Genomic DNA, 18683 nt, shown 5'->3' on the forward strand with positions numbered 1-18683 from the left:
GATTAACGTACCTTCAGCGTTGCCAGACCAATCAGTACCAGCATCAAAGAAATAATCCAAAAGCGCACAATAACACGTGGTTCCGGCCAGCCTTTCAATTCATAATGATGGTGAATAGGTGCCATGCGGAAAATCCGTTGTCCACGCAGTTTGAACGATCCAACCTGCAAAATGACAGACAATGTTTCTACCACAAACACTCCGCCCATGATGACCAGCAGGAATTCCTGACGCAGCAAAACTGCGATGGTTCCTAACGCACCGCCAAGAGCCAATGAACCAACATCACCCATGAAGACTTGGGCTGGATAGGTGTTGAACCATAAGAAGCCCAATCCAGCACCAACAATTGCAGTACAGACAATTACCAACTCACCCGCATGATTCAGGTAAGGAATATGCAAATAGCTGGCAAAATTTACGTTGCCTGTTGCCCATGCCACTAATGCAAAACCCGCTGCGACCAAGACAGTAGGCATGATAGCCAGACCATCCAGACCATCGGTCAAATTCACTGCATTACTGGTTCCCACTATCACGAAATAGGCCAGCAAAATGTAAAGCAACCCGAGTTGTGGCATGACTTCTTTGAAGAACGGCACGACCAATTGTGTCGCTGGAGTACCTTTGCCAATGCTGTACATTACAAACGCCACACCCAACGCCAATACGGATTGCCAGAAATACTTCCAGCGGGCAATCAGCCCCTTGGTATCTTTGCGAACAACTTTCCGATAGTCGTCTACAAACCCCACAATGCCGTAACCTACCAACACCACCAGTACGCACCAAACATATGGGTTATCCAGACGCGCCCACAACAAAATAGAAATGGTAATGGAAAACAGGATCAGCAACCCGCCCATCGTTGGCGTTCCACGCTTGCTGAAGTGGGATTCTGGGCCGTTGTCACGTACAACCTGGCCTATCTGCAATTTTTGCAGATAAGAAATCAAGGTTGGCCCCATCCACAATGCGATAAACAGTGCTGTAAGCAAGCCGACGATAGCTCTGAACGTCAGATAGGAAAAGACGTTAAAACCGGTATGATACTGAACCAGATACTCGGCTAGCCAAACTAACATTGGAAGTTCTCCTTCAGTGTGTTCACTACCTCTTCCATTGCGGTACTGCGTGAACCTTTGATTAGTATTGAAATCATTTCGTGTTGTTCCAGTAAAGAGAGCAACGTTGCAATTAATTCAGCCTTGCTTGCGAAATGCTGCCCTCGACCACTTGAGGCGCTAATATGGGAGCTGAGAGTACCGACGCTAAATACCTTATCGATATCTGTCGAGGCCACCGCTTCTCCCACCTCACGGTGACATTCAATTGCCTGCTCCCCAAGCTCTCCCATATCGCCAACAACCATGACGCGGTAACCGGGCATCTGTGATAACACATTCGCAGCGGCAATCATGGAGCCTGTATTGGCGTTATAGGTGTCATCCAGCACCACTTTTCCCGCTGCAAGATGGATGGGGAATAAACGCCCCGAAACAGCCTTAAGCTCCGATAACCCGGCACGAATATCCTCCAGCGATGCACCAACAGAAATTGCCAGAGCACTGGCAGCCAGCGCATTGGCAATATTATGCCTTCCCGGCAATGGCAGTATCAGGTTGATATTCCCGACTGAGGTATGGAGACAAAAATGCGTTGCCAGTGGTTGTTCCGAAATTTCTGTCGCGTAAAAATCAGCGTCAGCTGTAGGGGCAACGGAGAAACACCACACTCTCCGCTGTTTATTGATGCTGTGCTGCCAATTATCCCAATCATTACTCTCCAGATTGATTATGGCTGTCCCGCCTGGAGCAAGGCCTTCAAAAATCTCGCCTTTTGCTTTTGCAACGCCAGAAAGAGAACCGAATCCCTCAAGATGAGCAGAAAACAGATTATTGACCAACGCACTTTCAGGACGAGTCATTTCAGTGGTATAAGCAATCTCACCAATATGGTTGGCACCTAGCTCAATGACGGCAAATTGGTGGTCGTCAGTGAGTCTGAACAGCGTCAACGGCACGCCAATATCATTATTGAAGTTACCAGAGGTATAAAGCGTATTACCGCATTGACGCAGAATAGCCGCCGTCATCTCTTTTACGGATGTTTTTCCTGATGATCCAGTCAAAGCCACAACTCGTGCCTTACTTTGCTGACGAACCCAACCCGCCAGTTTTCCCATCGCCAGACGAGTGTCTTTCACCACCACCTGCGGGCAGCCAATATCAAGACGACGGCTGACTAATAAGGCCCCTGCGTCCTGCTTAACTACATCGGCAGCGAAATCATGGGCATCAAACTTTTCGCCTTTTAAGGCAATAAACAAACCCCCACTTACGATTTTGCGGCTATCAGTTTCTACTGTATTAATTCGGAGAACTGCAGATTGCTGTTCAGTTACGTGGTGTAAAGTGCCATCAGTTAATTGTGCCAGTTGCTGGAGTGTCAGTGGGATCATGCGATTACCCCCAGCAAACGAGATACGGTCAGGCGATCTGAGTAATCCAAACGGCGATTGCCGATCAGTTGGTAATCTTCATGGCCTTTACCTGCAACCAGAACAACATCGTCTTCGGTTGCCTGCATAATGGCACTGGTAACAGCCTCAACACGCCCATAAATTGCCATCGCCCGTCCCGGATCGATAAATCCAGCCAGAATATCCGCTACAATTGCCTGTGGTTCCTCACTGCGGGGATTGTCATCAGTAACAACCACACGATCCGCCCCCTGTTCTGCAACCCCTCCCATCAGCGGGCGCTTGCCTTTGTCACGATCACCGCCACAACCAAATACGCACCAGAGTTGCCCTTTACAGTGCAGCCGAGCCGCAGACAATGCTTTTTCCAAAGCATCCGGTGTATGGGCGTAATCGACAACAACAATAGGGCGACCCGCAGCAGTAAAAACTTCCATGCGACCACAAACGGGTTCCAGACAAGATGCGGTTGCCAGTAATTTGTCCAAGGGATATTCCAATGACAGCAAAGTAGCCAGTGCCAATAACAAATTACTGACATTGAATGCGCCCATTAAAGGACTACTCAGCGTTCCATTTCCCCAACTTGAGCTAAACGCAATGGATGCGCCTTTGTCGTGATAATTCACCTCTTCGGCTGATAACCAACGCCCAAGCCAATTTTCTGGCAAACGGTTTTCCATCGTAACGGCAACAGCCTCAGGTAAGCGAGACAACCACTTCTGCCCTACCCCATCATCAGCATTGATGATTTTCTGTTTCGCATCATAGCGGCTAAACAGCATCCATTTAGCATTTTCGTAATTCTCCATATCACCATGATAATCAAGGTGATCTCGGCTTAAATTAGTGAAAATGGCAGCTTGAAATGGCAATGCAGCCACCCTTCCCTGAATCAGTCCATGTGAAGAAACTTCCATCGCGGCAAAAGTTGCCTTTTGATTAACGAGTTGCTGTAAATCAAGCTGAATATCAACAGCAGAACCGGTGGTATTTTCGCTTGGCACAACCATGCCCAGCAGGCCATTTCCCACCGTCCCCATCACAGCGCTGGTTTCTCCAAGCCCCTGGCTCCATTGCGCCAGCAATTGTGTTGTTGTCGTTTTCCCGTTGGTTCCGGTAACACCCACCAATTTTAGTTTATTACCAGGATGTTGATAAAATTCACCAGCCAGTTTTGACAATTTATTATTTAAATCATTCAAATAGATAACAGGCACACCATGCATTTTCTGTATCGTGCCGTTATCCGTTTTTCCTTTCGCTTCTGCAATCACCGCAGCAACACCTTGAGCGATGGCTTGAGGAATATATTTTCGACCATCTGTCTGATGCCCCTGAACGGCAACAAACAGATCTCCGGCAGCCACCTTACGGCTGTCTAATGTCATTTCGCGCAGCGGAAGCCCCGGTGTATCAACACCCCATGGAGCCAGTAAATCGCGTAAATTACGATCTGCCACTTTTATCCTCTTTATTTATTAATCACAAATTCGTTTTTATCACCTACAGGCAATGCATCTGGTTCAACATTCATCGTACGCAGCACACTACTCATGATGGAGCCGAAGATAGGCGCTGCAACCGCACCGCCATAATATTTACCTGCTTGTGGTTCATTAATAATCACAACCAGTGAAAACCGTGGATTACTCGCAGGTGCAACCCCCGCAGTATAAGAAATATGTTTATTATTTAGATATTTGCCATCCGGCCCGACTTTTCTTGCCGTACCGGTTTTAATTGCAATGCGATAGCCTTTTATTGCCGCCCGTACACCGCCGCCGCCTGGTAATGCGACGCTTTCCATCATGTGCACTACTGTTCGCATAATGTGCTCAGGAAATACCCGGATTCCCGGTACAGGAGGATCAACTTTGGTAATTGACAATGGGCGATAAACGCCCAAGCTACCTATCGTTGCATAGACACGCGCTAACTGTAACGGAGTTACCATTAGCCCATAGCCGAAAGAAAAGGTGGCCCTATCAAGATCAGACCACCGTTGTTTATTTATTGGAAATAAGCCACTACTTTCTCCGACCAGCCCCAGATTGGTCGGTTTTCCCATCCCAAAGCGTAAATAAGTATCTACGACCTCTGAGGCAGGCATCGCTAACGCCAGCTTGGAGACACCAACGTTACTCGACTTCTGTAAAATTCCGGTAATGGTTAACTCAGGACGCGGGGCAACGTCTTTGATTTCATGCCCTCTAGAACCATACGTTAATCGATAGGGTCTGGTATCCAACACCGTATTTTCTTTGACAATTCCACTATTCAGTGCACTCATCACCACGAGAGGTTTGATCGTGGAGCCCGGCTCAAAAGTATCGGTGATAGCGCGATTACGCATCGCATCTTTCGGTGTTCCGGCTAAATTATTCGGGTTATAAGAAGGGCTGTTTGCCATCGCCAATACTTCACCCGTATTAACATCAACCAGCACGGCCGTACCTGATTCAGCTTTGTTCAATGCAACAGCCTTAGTCAGCTCACGATAGACCAAAGTCTGAAGGCGTTCGTCAATGCTAAGCATCAGATCATGAGCCGCCCTGCTATCTGTAGATGCAATATCTTCAATCACCCGCCCCGTACGATCTTTACGAACAGTCCGGCTTCCCGGCATACCTGTCAGCCAGCTATCAAAGCTTTTTTCAATCCCCTCAATTCCCTTCCCGTCAATGTTAGTTACCCCAATAATATGCGCCGTAACCTGACCTGCCGGATAATAACGGCGAGATTCCTGACGCAAATAGATACCGGATAATTTCAATTTCTGAATATAATCACCGATGGAGGGGTTAACTTGTCGGGCAAGATAAACAAAGCGCCCATTGGGATAGTCACTGATTTTTCGGGTTAATTGTTCCAAAGGAATAGAAAGTGCATCAGCCAGTGCCTTCCAGCGGGAATCGTCTGTAATTCCGCCTTTTTCAAACACCTCTTTGGGATCTGCCCAGATAGCATCAACGGGTACACTAACAGCCAGTGGACGCCCATTGCGATCGTTTATCATGCCCCGGGCGGTAGGAATAGATTGGACTCGCAAAGAACGCGAGTCGCCTTCTTTTACCAAACGATCTGGATTGATGATCTGCAAATAAGCAACACGAATCAAAAGCCCGATTAAAGCAAACCCAATGCCCCCACACAGCAAGGCAAAACGCCAGCTTACAAAACTTGCTTTATCTTCTTGCTTTTTCGACTTTAAAGAGCGTGCAGCTTTCATCGCCTACCTTTTGGTTGTCAACTGGACTCAATGAGTAATCACAATATTTTCTTTTTCTGGATCAACGTGTTGCATCTGCAAATTTTGAGTTGCAATTCTTTCAACCCGACTGTGATCACCCAGAGCATTCTCTTCAAGGAGCAGGTTACGCCATTCAATATCCTGAGCATCAAGCTGAATTACCTGACGCTCCTTTTCCGCAGTCAATAAACGGGTTTCATGTGCGACCGTCACAACACCAATGGCTGAAACTACAACAGACACCAGTAAAACTAGTGGGAGCTTGGCATTACGAAGTAAATCTTTGCTAATAACCCCGACTAGGCCATGACGTTCACCAACCATTATTCACCCGCCTTTTCAGCAAACCGCAAAACCGAGCTTCGCGCTCTTGGATTTGCAGCCACTTCATCCTCTGAAGGCTTCATTTTGCCAATCGATTTCAAGCTTCGTCCTCCCAGCGCTTTTAATTGTGCATCAGTGAGAGGCAAACCGACTGGAACCTGTGGTCCTTGACTGTTTTGCCGGATAAAACGCTTCACCATGCGATCTTCCAACGAGTGGAAACTGATGACAGATAATCGCCCCCGTGGTGCCAGAACGCGCAATGCACCATCCAATGCACGTTCAATCTCTTCCAGTTCACTGTTTATGTAAATCCTAATAGCCTGAAAGCTGCGTGTTGCCGGATGTTTGTGCTTTTCCTTAAAAGGGCTTGCCTGAGCGATAAGTTCTGCCAGTTCCCGTGTTCGCGTAATCGGTTGTTCCTGATTGCGTGTCACGATAGCCTTTGCAATACGCTTGGCAAAACGTTCTTCACCAAATGTTTTCAGCACCCAAGCGATGTCTTCTGCTTCCGCTTTCATCAGCCACTCTGAGGCAGACAGCCCGCGTGTAGGGTCCATTCGCATATCCAATGGCCCATCACGCATAAATGAAAAGCCGCGCTCAGGATCATCCAGTTGTGGGGAAGAAACCCCTAAATCCAACAATACGCCATTAATTTTTCCAACCAAACCTGCGTTTTCCACATAAGTTGCCAATTCAGAAAATGGCCCGTGTGTGATAGAAAAGCGTTCGTCTGTAATGGTCTTTGAAGCTTCAATGGCTTGTGGGTCACGATCAATCGCCATTAAACGCCCATTTGGTCCCAATTTAGATAAAATCAGACGAGAATGTCCCCCCCGCCCGAATGTTCCATCTATATAAATTCCATCTTCTTGAATATTCAGTCCATTGACAGCTTCATCCAGTAATACACTGGTATGCTTAAAATGACTATTTGCCATGTTTATAGTGATAAATCCTGTAGCCTTGCAGATAAAGGTTCTTGTGTGGATTGCTCAGCCGCAATATCACTTTGTATTTGCTGATACCAAACTTGCTCATCCCACAATTCAAATTTATTAAATTGCCCAACCAGCATGACTTCTTTTGTTAGCCTTGCATGCTGACGCAATGTATTAGCTAATAAAAGACGCCCTGCATTGTCCATTTGACATTCACTGGCATGTCCCAATAACAAACGTTGAACACGACGTTCGGTTGGATTCATGCTGGATAAGCGAGATAATTTTTCTTCGATGATTTCCCATTTGGGTAATGTATAAAGCAACAAGCACGGCTGATGGAGATCAATGGTACAAACCATTTGACCTACAGACTCCTCATTCAGCGTTTCTCTATATCGGGCAGGTACAGTGAGCCGCCCTTTACTATCGAGATTAACCAGCGTTGCTCCACGAAACATACTCAGGTTACCCCTTGATGGCCGAAATCTCCACATTATCCCACAAATCACCACTATTAAGAGTTTACGGATGGTATGAAAACCTTGTCAAGCCAGAGCCGGTGCGCTTTAGCTAGATTTACAGAAAGATTCAGGAGAGAAAAAGAAGGATTTTTCGGTTATAACTATATTAAGAATGTATAACACCATGATAATTTTGAATAATTTAATAAGCTTGGAGAAAGCCTTCTTAGACTGTGAGCTTAGAACAAAAAATTACCACTTAAATTAATATATGCAAGTCACATCTCATCAATGATCAATTGTTAACCGCATAAAATCTATCAATAACAGAGATATATTTAGATAATAATAACATTAAAAATAATAATAATATGAAACTTAATACTTACAATAGGATTAAAAGCCATTAAATATCAAACGAATAATGAGAAATACTAAAATAAAAAGTAAACCACATAAATGGCATGGTATTTAGTGAGCAATTTTTCACTTTGTTAATTTTAATAATGTGTTATCAGTTATAGTGGTCACTATACTCTATTTAGGAAAATTTTAGTCAGAATAGTCTCAAAATTACATCAACACATGTATTTTAGTGATTTAGACAGAGCAAATAGCACCCTCATCTTCAATGAGGGTACTCAATCAGGCTTTACGGCTCAACTTACCACGACGGCATAAATGACGGCGCATTCTGGTTATTCCTGGCGTTGGGCGTTGTTTTTCATCCAAACTGGCCAATACCAATTCAAGGGCACGCTCAGCCACGTCACGATGACGCTGTGCCACAGACAAGACCGGACATTCAAGAAAATCGAGCAGCTCATGATCACCAAATGTAGCAATAACCAACTGGCTCGGTAAGCGACCGCTGCGCTTGAGAATGGTATCCATGACTCCCTGAAGCAACGCAAACGAAGTAGTATACATCGCCTGAGGAACCGGGTTGGTTTCCAGCCATGAAGCAAAGGCTTCAGCCGCCGCTTCACGCTCATAACTATTCGCATACAAATAATTTACTTCACGTGGGTCATGCTGCCATGATTCACGAAAACCCTGTTCACGCAAAAAACTGACTGATAATTCAGGCAATGCCCCCAAATAAAGTACAGATTCTGCCGGAAATTGTCGCAATTCCTGTGCCAGCATTTTTGCATCTTCAAGATCATCCCCAACAACACTGATAAAATGCTCACTGTCCAATGCACGATCAAGCGCGATGATAGGCAATGAACGGTTTGCCCAGCGCTGGTAGAAAGGATGTTCAGGGGGCAAGGCCGTGGAAACAATAATAGCATCAACCTGACGTTGCAGAAGGTGCTCAACGCAGCGCATTTCATTATCAGATTGGTCTTCAGAACATGCAATCAAGAGCTGATATCCACGCTGGCGCGCCTGACGTTCAAGATAATTGGCAATCCGAGTGTAACTCGTATTTTCCAAATCGGGTATGACTAAACCAATTGAACGGGTGCGCCCTGCCCTAAGACCAGCTGCTACAGCATTAGGATGATAATTGTGCTCTCTGACCACCACCATCACTTTTTCTACTGTTTTATCACTGACCCGATACTGCTTGGCTTTGCCATTTATAACATAACTGGCCGTAGTACGTGAAACACCTGCTAAGCGGGCGATCTCATCCAGTTTCACATTAACCCCTCAGTAAGATGATGAAAAAGCCCTACTTTACAGTAGGGCTCAGTAAATATCTGTATTTTAACCCGCAGATTACGATTTTTCATCGCATAATTTTATCTCCACGGGAGACACCAACAATACCTGAACGCGCAACTTCGACAATTTCAGCCACATCCCTCACCGAATCAAGGAATGCATCCAATTTCTCACTCGTGCCAACTAATTGGACGGTATATAGCATTGATGTGACATCAACAATCTGCCCGCGAAAAATGTCCGTACTGCGCTTAACTTCTTCCCGACCATATCCGCTGGCTTGTAGCTTCACCAGCATAATTTCACGCTCAACATGAGGCCCTGCCGTTAATTCATTAACTCGCAGCACATCCACCAATTTATGCAGTTGCTTCTCAATTTGTTCCAGTACCTTAGCATCACCTTTGGTCTGGATCGTCATACGTGACAATGTTGGGTCTTCAGTCGGCGCGACTGTCAGACTTTCGATATTATAACCCCGCTGAGAAAACAAACCAATCACGCGGGATAATGCTCCCGATTCGTTTTCAAGTAATACAGACAAAATCCGGCGCATGATCAGGTCCTCTCTGTTTTGCTTAACCACATTTCATCCATCGCTCCTCCACGGATTTGCATTGGATAAACGTGCTCTGTTTCATCAACGGTCACATCCACAAAGACCAGACGCTGGTTTGCCGTGACTTCAGTCAGTGCTTCGGCCAGTTTCGTTTCTAACTCGTCGTAAGTTTGGATAGCAATGCCAATATGACCGTAAGCTTCCGCCAATTTGACGAAATCCGGCAAAGATTCCATATAAGATTGAGAATGACGACCCGCATATATGATATCCTGCCACTGTTTTACCATTCCCAAGAAACGGTTATTCAGGTTCAGCACCAAAACAGGCAGGCCATATTGCAAAGCGGTGGACAATTCCTGAATATTCATCTGGATACTGCCATCACCAGTCACACATACCACTGTCGCATCAGGTTTTGCCAACTTCACACCGAGCGCGGCAGGCAGGCCAAATCCCATGGTTCCCAAACCACCGGAATTGATCCACTGTCTCGGTTTGTCAAATGGATAATGCAGGGCTGCAAACATCTGGTGCTGACCAACATCTGACGCGATATAAGCTTTCCCGTCAGTTAGGCGGTAAAGCGTTTGAATTACAGCTTGCGGTTTGATCTTCGCAGTAGTGCGATCATAATCAAGACACTTGCGGGTACGCCACTGATCGATGGAAAGCCACCAATCTTTCAGAGCATCCGGATCCTGGGTATCTTCTGTGGAATCCAGTAACTCCAACATTTGGCCGAGTACCTGTTTGGCATCCCCGACGATAGGGATATCCGCCCTCACCGTTTTCGAAATTGAAGTCGGGTCGATATCAATGTGTAACACAGTGGCCTCTGGGCAATATTTGTCCAGATTATTAGTTGTACGATCATCGAAACGTACTCCCACCGCAAAAATCACATCGGAATTGTGCATGGCTTTATTCGCTTCAAAAGTACCGTGCATTCCCAACATTCCCAGATTTTGCCGATGAGTTGCAGGAAATGCCCCCAATCCCATTAATGAACTAACGACGGGAATATGAAAACGCTCAGCCAGCTTCATCAATTCCGCTGAACATTCCGAATTGATGGCACCTCCCCCCACATAAATCACGGGTTTCTTCGCATCCAACAAGGTTTTCAATACACGCTTAATCTGTCTTTTATGCCCCTGTACAGTGGGATTGTAAGAGCGCATTTTGATTTTTTCAGGGTACACATACGGGAATTTCAATGCAGGATTGACGGTATCTTTGGGAAAGTCGATAACAACAGGCCCGGGTCGGCCAGTCGCAGCCAGATAGAAAGCTTTTTTAATTGTGCTTGGGATATCTTCTGCTTTTTTCACCAGAAAACTGTGTTTTACAATCGGGCGGGAAATTCCCACCATATCGCATTCCTGAAAAGCATCATTGCCTATCAGGGAACTGGCAACCTGACCAGACAGAACCACCATGGGAATTGAATCCATGTATGCCGTTGCGATTCCCGTGATGGCATTTGTTGCTCCTGGCCCGGATGTTACCAAAACAACCCCGACTTTTCCCGTAGAACGAGTATACCCATCCGCCATATGGACAGCACCCTGTTCATGGCGAACCAGAATATGCTCGATTCCTCCAACCGTATGCAGGGCATCGTAGATATCCAAGACCGCCCCGCCCGGATAACCGAACACATGTTCGACACCCTGATCGATTAACGATCTGACGACCATTTCGGCTCCTGACAACATCTCCATTGAGTTTGCCTCCAGGCTCTGTTTGCAAGTTAATTGTCGGAATTTCATAAAGTTATTACTAAAAGTAGCCTTACTTATTCCATTTCTATTTATATGAGTTTCTAACGCTATCCTATAACGTTAAGTCAACTAACATAACGTTAGATACAAACCTTAGCAAACATGAATTCACATACTGAAAACATTTTTTTAATGGAAAGCCGGTTTTTTTATCTGTCTTCAACTCCGATACATAGACTCAATTTCGCGCTGATAACGTTGTGAGATAACCTTGCGACGTAATTTCAATGTCGGCGTTAATTCCCCTTTCTCCATAGAAAAAGCTTCTGGCAAAAGAATGAACCGTTTAACTTGATGGAACTTAGCGATATTTTTCTGTTTTTCCTTCAAACGCTTTTCAAACAGTTCAATAATTTGATGATTACGTAATAATTCCAGCCGATCCCGATAATGGAGATGAATAGATTTTGCGTACTCTTCCAGCGTTTCATAGCTGGGGACAATCAGCGCGGAAACAAATTGTCGGGCATCGGCAATAACTGCAATATGCTCAATAAAGCGATCTTGTCCCAACATTCCTTCAATCATTTGTGGGGCGATATATTTACCTGTTGATGTCTTCATTAAATCTTTCAGACGTTCAGTGATAAACAGATTGCCGTCCTCATCTAATCCGCCGGCATCGCCTGTACGCAACCAGCCATCTTCAGTAAAAGTATGAACAGTCTCTTCGGGACGATTGAAATAGCCTTTCATCACAATAGGGCCGCGTACCTGAATTTCTCCTCCGGTACTGATACGGACATCAACACCGGGTAATGGGGTGCCAATTGAGCCTAAAAAATAAGATTTTTCTTCCCAGCAAGACACGGTGGCGCAGGTTTCGGTCATGCCATAGCCATATTTAATGTTAAGTCCAAGGGACAGAAAGAAACGGGCAATTTCATCGTCGAGGCGAGCACCCGCCACAGGCAGAAAACGTATTCGTCCGCCCAACAAATTACGCAGTTTTTTCAACACCAGTCTGTCAGCTAATTGGTAACTACAACGAGTGAATGGACACCCTTTTTTATTCTGCTGCTGACGCATCCAGCGGCTTTCTCCCCGTTTCAAAGCCCAATTGAAAATCATCCTGCTTATAAAAGGTGCTCGGGAGACTTTCGCCGAGATAGCGCTGTACACTTTTTCATAAAAACGGGGAACGGAGCACATGACCGTTGGACGCACATCAGTCATCGCCTCACGCACAAAATTTGTGTCAGTCAAATAGACATTCAGGGCACCAGTGTGCATGACGTAGTAACTCCATGCACGTTCAAAGATATGAGATAAAGGCAGAAAACAGAGTGACACATCCTGTTTGGTTAATGTCAATCTTTGGTCATGCAGGTAAAGTTGTGCGGCAATATTGTGATAGTCCAGCATCACTCCCTTTGGCTCTCCCGTTGTACCGGAGGTATAGATCAAAGTGAAAAGATCATTGAGGTTTTGATCTTTAATACGGCGCTCAAGCTCTGGCTGAAATTGTGCATGATCATTGGCTATAAAGGTAGATAAATACTGTGCCTGCGGACACGCTTTCAAATCCACAAATTCATCCATAACAATAAGATGAGTGAGTTTGGGACACAGTTCTATCAGTGTCACTGCGATATCATATTGCTCTTGCCCACCAATAAATAGTACACGTGCTTCCGCATCATTAAGAATGAATGCTGCCTGTTCTCGGGTACTGGTTGAGTAAAGCGGAACTGTCACAGCCCGAAGCTGGAGGATGGCTAAATCACTCAATGACCACGCCATACAATTATTCGCAAATATACCGACTTTTCCCTGTACTTCCACATCCAGAAATAATAATGCTTTTGCTATAGCTTCAGTGGCATGTTTGACCTCCCGCCAACTCATTTCAAGTTGTTTCGATGGAGACCATTGCTGAAAAGCAATTTTTTCCGGATATTCATTGGCTTGCTGCTGCAATCGATTAACCAAATGATAGGAATGCAGAGAATCTGTTATCACAATATATTCCTGTATAAATATTTCAGTTCAGCATATTCAGCAAGCATACCGCCTACTTTTCAGCTTACAGATGTTAGCTATTTTTGCGCAGTCTACCCATTCCCAGTAAAAGGGGAAAGCGTATTTTCAATATCTTCTCCCTCAGAAGAGGAAAATATTTACAGAATTTACCGAACAAGTATGGATAATCAGAGATAAATATTGCGATAAAGGAGCAAGTTGGAAGAGGACAGATATATTCCACCAAAGAAAATGTTGGCCAAGAGCCCTACCCCGACAACATCTTGGGATAGGCTCTAGCGTGTTTTATTTTATTCTCGTTCACCAAGATGGCTCAGGAGCGATTTCATCCACTGATGACCTTTATCCCGATCTGTTGAGCTATGCCAAATCAAATAACAAGGACGAGAAATTTGACCATTAGGTAAAGGAACCGAACAAATATTTAACTGTTCAGAATAATGTTCAACCATCCATTTTGGCACGATAGCCACTAAATAAGTCTGAGAGACAATATTCAATACACTATTTAAGTCCGTTCCTTGATAAGAAACAGAACGCAATAATTCATTACCTTCATAGTAAGGTTTACTGAATGAAGCTACATTATCCAATGCAACAATGGCATGTCTTTCTTCCAACAATTGTTGCTGAGTAATTAGCTTCCCAATTCTTGGGTGATGTTTAGAAACTGCCAGAACCAATTCATCATTAAACAACGGATAATTATTGAAATCAGACTGTTCTAATTGGGTATAACTGAGAACGAATTCTATTTCCTGATATTTTAATTGTTTCTCTATATCATCACTAATTTGTGTTCTAATGACAACTTCGATATTTGAAGAATGTTTTTTAATTTTCCCGACGATTTGAGCAGCCAAGCGAATATCAAGAGGGCTACAAATAGAAAGATTAAACACCCTTGTACTGTTATTGGGATCAAATCCTACCCCGGGCAATTCATTATGAACAATTTGAAGTGCCTGTCTGAGTGGCCCGAAAAGCTGTTTTGCTCTAGCAGTTGGCTGAATGCCCCGACCATAACGGACAAATAATTCATCATCAAACATCGTCTTCAAACGTGCCACAGCATTACTGACAGCCGGCTGTGACATTCCCAACACTTGAGCTGCGCGCGTGATATTCTGCATCTGCATTACAGCATCAAAAACAGTAAGCAAATTAAGATCAACACTACGCAGTTGAACATCGCATGATTCTTTTCTTCCTGTAGTTACTAAATTGTATTCAGTCATTATTTCACTCCACTAAACTTATAGCAGTGATCTCATTAAATAATGGCAGATTGACCGTTCGAAAACGCAACATTTTGACATCAAAAACAGTCCTGCCAATTAATAAGATCAATTACCTCAATTCTTGTAAATTAAATTGAGATTCATCCTTGTACAAAAAAATAAATATGTATAACCAATGTTTTATTATTTACGTATTCGTAATATTTTTAGAAGCATGAATATCAATGCGTTATATATGAATAGAAATAACTCATCTTACATTAACAACTTACGTTCAAAACGTTCAGTCAATAATGACAAAATGAGTGTCAGAAAAAAATTCATAATAAAATTACTGTATTACAACTATTTATTAGAACTTTCTATTAATATTACCTATTGGGAAAATGCTCTGAAGTATTAATCAGAAATTCGCTTTTCCAATATATTGATATACGACTTATTAATATTCTATATAGTTATGATTTCTTAATCTAGACACACTATGGTGAACATTCATCTTATCCTTGTTCCTTAGAACCTCGTATCTGCATTTAGACAATCATATTTAATCAATTGATTTAAACTCTAGGTTTAAAAGCGATCAGATTAAAACAGCAATCGCATAAAAATCACATAAAAACGACTGTACAAAACAACAGATACTACATTTAGTATCCATCAGAGCCGGATTTTACTCCATATATAGATATGAAAAATAGATAAAAACATCGCTAAAAATGTAAAAAATAGTCACCAAGCCCAAAATATACCCAATTAGGAATCAACAACGAACAGGATTCACACTAAATCTCTACTCATATAGCTTGACATTATTTTTAAAATAAAGTATCTATAAAAAATGCACTGATAATTAAAAGTCAATTAACAAATTCATAAAGGTTAGCTTACATGATTCACTTAATTCGCCTACTCAGCCTACTACTAATCGCCTTTAATGTGCGCGGTGTGCTGGTAGGTGAAAAACAAAGTTAAGTTAACCTCCATCAGAAAGCAAAAAACCCGCGCACCGCGCGGGTTTTTTTTACCTGCTCGGCGCCTGAAAAAACAAAACATCATCGCTTAACCTATTTGACAGGAGCACAACAACATGAGCCAGCAAGTTATCATCTTCGATACCACATTGCGTGATGGAGAACAGGCATTACAAGCCAGCCTGAGTGTAAAAGAGAAACTTCAAATCGCTTATGCGTTGGAAAGGTTGGGAGTCGATATTATTGAAGCTGGTTTTCCTGTTTCTTCTCCGGGAGATTTTCAATCCGTTCAAACAATCGCACGTGAAATTAAAAATAGCCGTATCTGTGCCTTATCCCGTTGTGTTGACAATGATATTGATGTCGCCGCCGAAGCCTTGAAAGTCGCCGAAGCCTTTCGTCTGCACATGGTATTGGCTACCTCCAGTCTGCATGTTGAACATAAATTAAAAAGAACTTTTGATGATGTTGTTGAAATGGCAGTTCGCTCCATCAAACGGGCACGTAATTACACTGATGACGTCGAATTTTCCTGTGAAGATGCTGGTCGCACAAATATCGACAACTTATGCAGAATTGTTGAACAGGCAATCAAGGCAGGTGCAACCACAGTCAATATTCCCGACACCGTGGGTTACACCACGCCTTATCAATTCGGCGGGATTATCCGTACCTTATTTGAGCGTGTACCCAATATTGATAAAGCGATTATTTCTGTTCATTGCCATGATGATTTGGGCATGTCCGCGGCTAACTCAATTACCGCAGTTCAGGCTGGTGCCCGACAGATAGAAGGCACGATCAATGGGTTGGGGGAACGCGCCGGTAACTGTTCGCTGGAAGAGGTGATCATGACGATCAAAACACGCCAGCAAATGTTAGGAGTTCATACCAATATTAACCATCAAGAAATCTACCGTACCAGCCAATTGGTTAGCCAAATTTGCAATACCCCTATCCCTGCCCATAAAGCCGTTGTTGGTAGTAATGCGTTTGCCCACTCTTCTGGCATCCATCAGGATGGTGTTCTGAAAAATCGTGAAACTTATGAGATCATGACACCAGAATCCATCGGACTGAAAGATACTCAATTAAATCTGACCTCACGTTCTGGACGAGCGGCAGTGAAACACCGCATGTCAGAAATGGGCTATCTGGAAAATGATTATGATCTGGATTCCTTGTATCAAGCGTTCTTAAAATTGGCAGACAAAAAAGGACAAGTGTTTGATTACGATTTGGAAGCATTGGTGTTCATCAATCAACAACAGCAAACACATGAACATTACCGACTGGATTATTTCAGCATCCAGTCCGGAACCAATGTCGTACCTACGGCAACCGTACGCCTGGCCTGCGGTGATAAAGTCAAATCTGAAGCCTCTACGGGTAACGGTACTGTTGATGCTATTTATCAGGCCATCGGCCGCATTACGGGTTATCCGTTTAAATTAATCTCCTACCAATTATCCGGCAAGGGGCATGGGAAAGATGCCCTCGGTCAAGTTGATATTATCGTGGAATGTTTTGGGCGTCGCTTCCACGGAATGGGGCTGGAAACAGATATCATTGAATCTTCAGCCAGAGCCATGATCCACGTCTTGAACAGCATCTGGCAGGCAGAACAAGTAGAAAAAGAGAAGCTGCGTATATCTCAGTGTAATACTCAAAATAACAACTCTAACGATACTCAAGACAACTCTAAGGAAACTGCATAATCATGTCTTCAAGCCAATCTATTTCAAATAATGTTATGTCAAACAAGCAAGATACAAATCACTATCATATTGCTGTTTTGCCCGGTGATGGCATTGGCCCCGAAGTCATGAAGCAAGCCTATAAGGTGTTGGATGCAATCCGCCATCGCTTCAATATTCGCATTACAACCAGTGAATATGATGTAGGAGGGATCGCCATTGATCGCCATGGCACTCCCTTACCTCAAGAAACTATCGATGGTTGTGAAAAATCTGATTCCATCCTGTTTGGTTCTGTGGGAGGCCCGAAATGGGAACATTTACCGCCCTCAAAACAACCTGAACGTGGTGCATTATTGCCATTACGCAAACATTTTAAATTGTTCAGTAACTTACGTCCGGCGCGTTTATACACTGGGTTAGAATCATTTTGCCCGCTTCGTCAGGATATCGCCGCAAAAGGCTTTGATATTTTATGCGTCCGAGAATTGACTGGCGGCATTTACTTCGGTCAACCCAAAGGACGTGAAGGCGAAGGAAAATATGAGCGCGCTTTTGACACTGAGATCTACCATCGTTTTGAAATAGAGCGAATCGCACGCATTGCGTTTGAATCTGCTCGCAAACGCCGCCATAAAATCACGTCAATTGATAAAGCGAATGTTCTGCAAAGTTCTGTGTTATGGCGTGAAGTCGTCAGTGAAATCGCTAAAAATTATCCCGATGTTGAGATCAATCATATGTATATTGATAACGCTACCATGCAATTGATCAAAGATCCGGCACAGTTTGATGTCTTGCTATGCTCCAATATATTTGGCGATATTTTATCCGATGAATGCGCCATGATCACGGGTTCAATGGGAATGCTGCCCTCTGCCAGCCTGAATGAAAAAGGCTTCGGCTTATATGAGCCAGCAGGTGGATCAGCGCCTGATATTGCGGGTAAAAATATTGCTAACCCGATAGCCCAAATTTTATCTCTGGCACTTTTGCTGCGTTATAGTTTTGGGCGTAATGATGCCGCAGATGTCATTGAACAAGCTATCAATCAGGCTTTGGAACAGAATTATCGCACCGCAGATTTAGCGGGTAATGACAAAACCATTGGTACCGATGAAATGGGCGATATCATTGCAAATTTGATTGCAGAGAAAATGTAGAAACACGCCACTTTTTCTTCGCTAACGTAGCCTCCCTTCTCTGTATAATACACCCATTAAAAAGGCCAGTAAGACAACTTACTGGCTGGCAAAATACCATTATTAAAAAAATCGGGAGTCAGAAAGAGAAGTTCG

Annotated in this window: 13 protein-coding genes and 1 pseudogene; 2 read left to right on the forward strand and 12 right to left on the reverse strand. The window is 43.9% G+C overall.

All coding sequences use genetic code 11. From position 1 onward, the window contains the following. Positions 1–2: 2 nt before the first annotated feature. The 12 genes and pseudogenes from mraY to leuO form a co-directional block, all read right to left on the reverse strand. The gene (mraY, locus tag AACQ81_RS16480) at positions 3–1085 is read right to left on the reverse strand and encodes a phospho-N-acetylmuramoyl-pentapeptide-transferase (RefSeq protein WP_237385663.1); all 1083 of its coding nucleotides are present in this window, start codon (positions 1083–1085) and stop codon (positions 3–5) included. Then, complete coding sequence (gene murF / locus AACQ81_RS16485) at positions 1079–2461, reverse strand: UDP-N-acetylmuramoyl-tripeptide--D-alanyl-D-alanine ligase (protein WP_237385664.1); 1383 nt, start codon at positions 2459–2461, stop codon at positions 1079–1081. Before murF ends, mraY begins: the two co-directional genes overlap by 7 nt. Beyond that, positions 2458–3945 (reverse strand): UDP-N-acetylmuramoyl-L-alanyl-D-glutamate--2,6-diaminopimelate ligase, encoded by a 1488-nt coding sequence (gene murE, locus AACQ81_RS16490; protein WP_237385665.1) that lies wholly within the window; start codon positions 3943–3945, stop codon positions 2458–2460. The genes murF and murE overlap by 4 nt, the downstream gene beginning before the upstream one ends. Next, positions 3932–5714: pseudogene (locus tag AACQ81_RS16495) on the reverse strand (peptidoglycan glycosyltransferase FtsI). Before AACQ81_RS16495 ends, murE begins: the two are co-directional and overlap by 14 nt. Positions 5715–5741: 27 nt before the next feature. Then, on the reverse strand, positions 5742–6059 hold the full coding sequence (gene ftsL, locus AACQ81_RS16500) for a cell division protein FtsL (protein WP_237385667.1): 318 nt from the start codon (positions 6057–6059) through the stop codon (positions 5742–5744). Then, complete coding sequence (gene rsmH / locus AACQ81_RS16505) at positions 6059–7003, reverse strand: 16S rRNA (cytosine(1402)-N(4))-methyltransferase RsmH (protein WP_237385668.1); 945 nt, start codon at positions 7001–7003, stop codon at positions 6059–6061. The genes ftsL and rsmH overlap by 1 nt, the downstream gene beginning before the upstream one ends. A 2-nt stretch (positions 7004–7005) precedes the next feature. Then, complete coding sequence (mraZ, locus tag AACQ81_RS16510) at positions 7006–7464, reverse strand: division/cell wall cluster transcriptional repressor MraZ (RefSeq protein ID WP_237385669.1); 459 nt, start codon at positions 7462–7464, stop codon at positions 7006–7008. A 648-nt stretch (positions 7465–8112) separates the two neighbouring features. Continuing rightward, positions 8113–9120 carry a catabolite repressor/activator gene (gene cra, locus AACQ81_RS16515; RefSeq protein ID WP_237385670.1) on the reverse strand — a complete coding sequence of 336 codons (1008 nt, stop codon included), beginning with the start codon at positions 9118–9120 and terminating at the stop codon, positions 8113–8115. Between the two features lie 88 nt (positions 9121–9208). Next, the gene (gene ilvN / locus AACQ81_RS16520) at positions 9209–9700 is read right to left on the reverse strand and encodes an acetolactate synthase small subunit (protein ID WP_237385671.1); all 492 of its coding nucleotides are present in this window, start codon (positions 9698–9700) and stop codon (positions 9209–9211) included. Between the two features lie 2 nt (positions 9701–9702). Beyond that, the gene (gene ilvI, locus AACQ81_RS16525) at positions 9703–11430 is read right to left on the reverse strand and encodes an acetolactate synthase 3 large subunit (RefSeq protein WP_237385672.1); all 1728 of its coding nucleotides are present in this window, start codon (positions 11428–11430) and stop codon (positions 9703–9705) included. Between the two features lie 219 nt (positions 11431–11649). Next, on the reverse strand, positions 11650–13449 hold the full coding sequence (locus AACQ81_RS16530; RefSeq protein ID WP_443089517.1) for an AMP-dependent synthetase/ligase: 1800 nt from the start codon (positions 13447–13449) through the stop codon (positions 11650–11652). Between the two features lie 314 nt (positions 13450–13763). Then, positions 13764–14711, reverse strand: coding sequence for a transcriptional regulator LeuO (gene leuO / locus AACQ81_RS16535; RefSeq protein WP_237385674.1), 948 nt, complete (start codon positions 14709–14711; stop codon positions 13764–13766). Between the two features lie 1093 nt (positions 14712–15804). Here leuO and leuA point away from each other — a divergent pair. Together leuA and leuB are read left to right on the forward strand one after the other, a co-directional pair. Beyond that, complete coding sequence (gene leuA, locus AACQ81_RS16540; protein WP_237385675.1) at positions 15805–17406, forward strand: 2-isopropylmalate synthase; 1602 nt, start codon at positions 15805–15807, stop codon at positions 17404–17406. Between the two features lie 35 nt (positions 17407–17441). Then, positions 17442–18548, forward strand: coding sequence for a 3-isopropylmalate dehydrogenase (gene leuB, locus AACQ81_RS16545; RefSeq protein WP_237385728.1), 1107 nt, complete (start codon positions 17442–17444; stop codon positions 18546–18548). Positions 18549–18683: the final 135 nt, after the last annotated feature.

Origin of the sequence: Xenorhabdus sp. Sc-CR9 (assembly GCF_963897815.1) — a bacterium.
In the GTDB taxonomy this organism is placed as follows: Bacteria; Pseudomonadota; Gammaproteobacteria; order Enterobacterales; family Enterobacteriaceae; genus Xenorhabdus.

Bases quoted from the DNA above. Each gene is read 5' to 3' on its own strand.
- mraY (WP_237385663.1), bottom strand. From the start codon at position 1,085: ATGTTAGTTTGGCTAGCCGAGTATCTGGTTCAGTATCATACCGGTTTT.
- murF (WP_237385664.1), bottom strand. From the start codon at position 2,461: ATGATCCCACTGACACTCCAGCAACTGGCACAATTAACTGATGGCACT.
- ftsL (WP_237385667.1), bottom strand. From the start codon at position 6,059: ATGGTTGGTGAACGTCATGGCCTAGTCGGGGTTATTAGCAAAGATTTA.
- rsmH (WP_237385668.1), bottom strand. From the start codon at position 7,003: ATGGCAAATAGTCATTTTAAGCATACCAGTGTATTACTGGATGAAGCT.
- mraZ (WP_237385669.1), bottom strand. From the start codon at position 7,464: ATGTTTCGTGGAGCAACGCTGGTTAATCTCGATAGTAAAGGGCGGCTC.
- ilvN (WP_237385671.1), bottom strand. From the start codon at position 9,700: ATGCGCCGGATTTTGTCTGTATTACTTGAAAACGAATCGGGAGCATTA.
- ilvI (WP_237385672.1), bottom strand. From the start codon at position 11,430: ATGGAGATGTTGTCAGGAGCCGAAATGGTCGTCAGATCGTTAATCGAT.
- leuO (WP_237385674.1), bottom strand. From the start codon at position 14,711: ATGACTGAATACAATTTAGTAACTACAGGAAGAAAAGAATCATGCGAT.
- leuA (WP_237385675.1), top strand. From the start codon at position 15,805: ATGAGCCAGCAAGTTATCATCTTCGATACCACATTGCGTGATGGAGAA.
- leuB (WP_237385728.1), top strand. From the start codon at position 17,442: ATGTCAAACAAGCAAGATACAAATCACTATCATATTGCTGTTTTGCCC.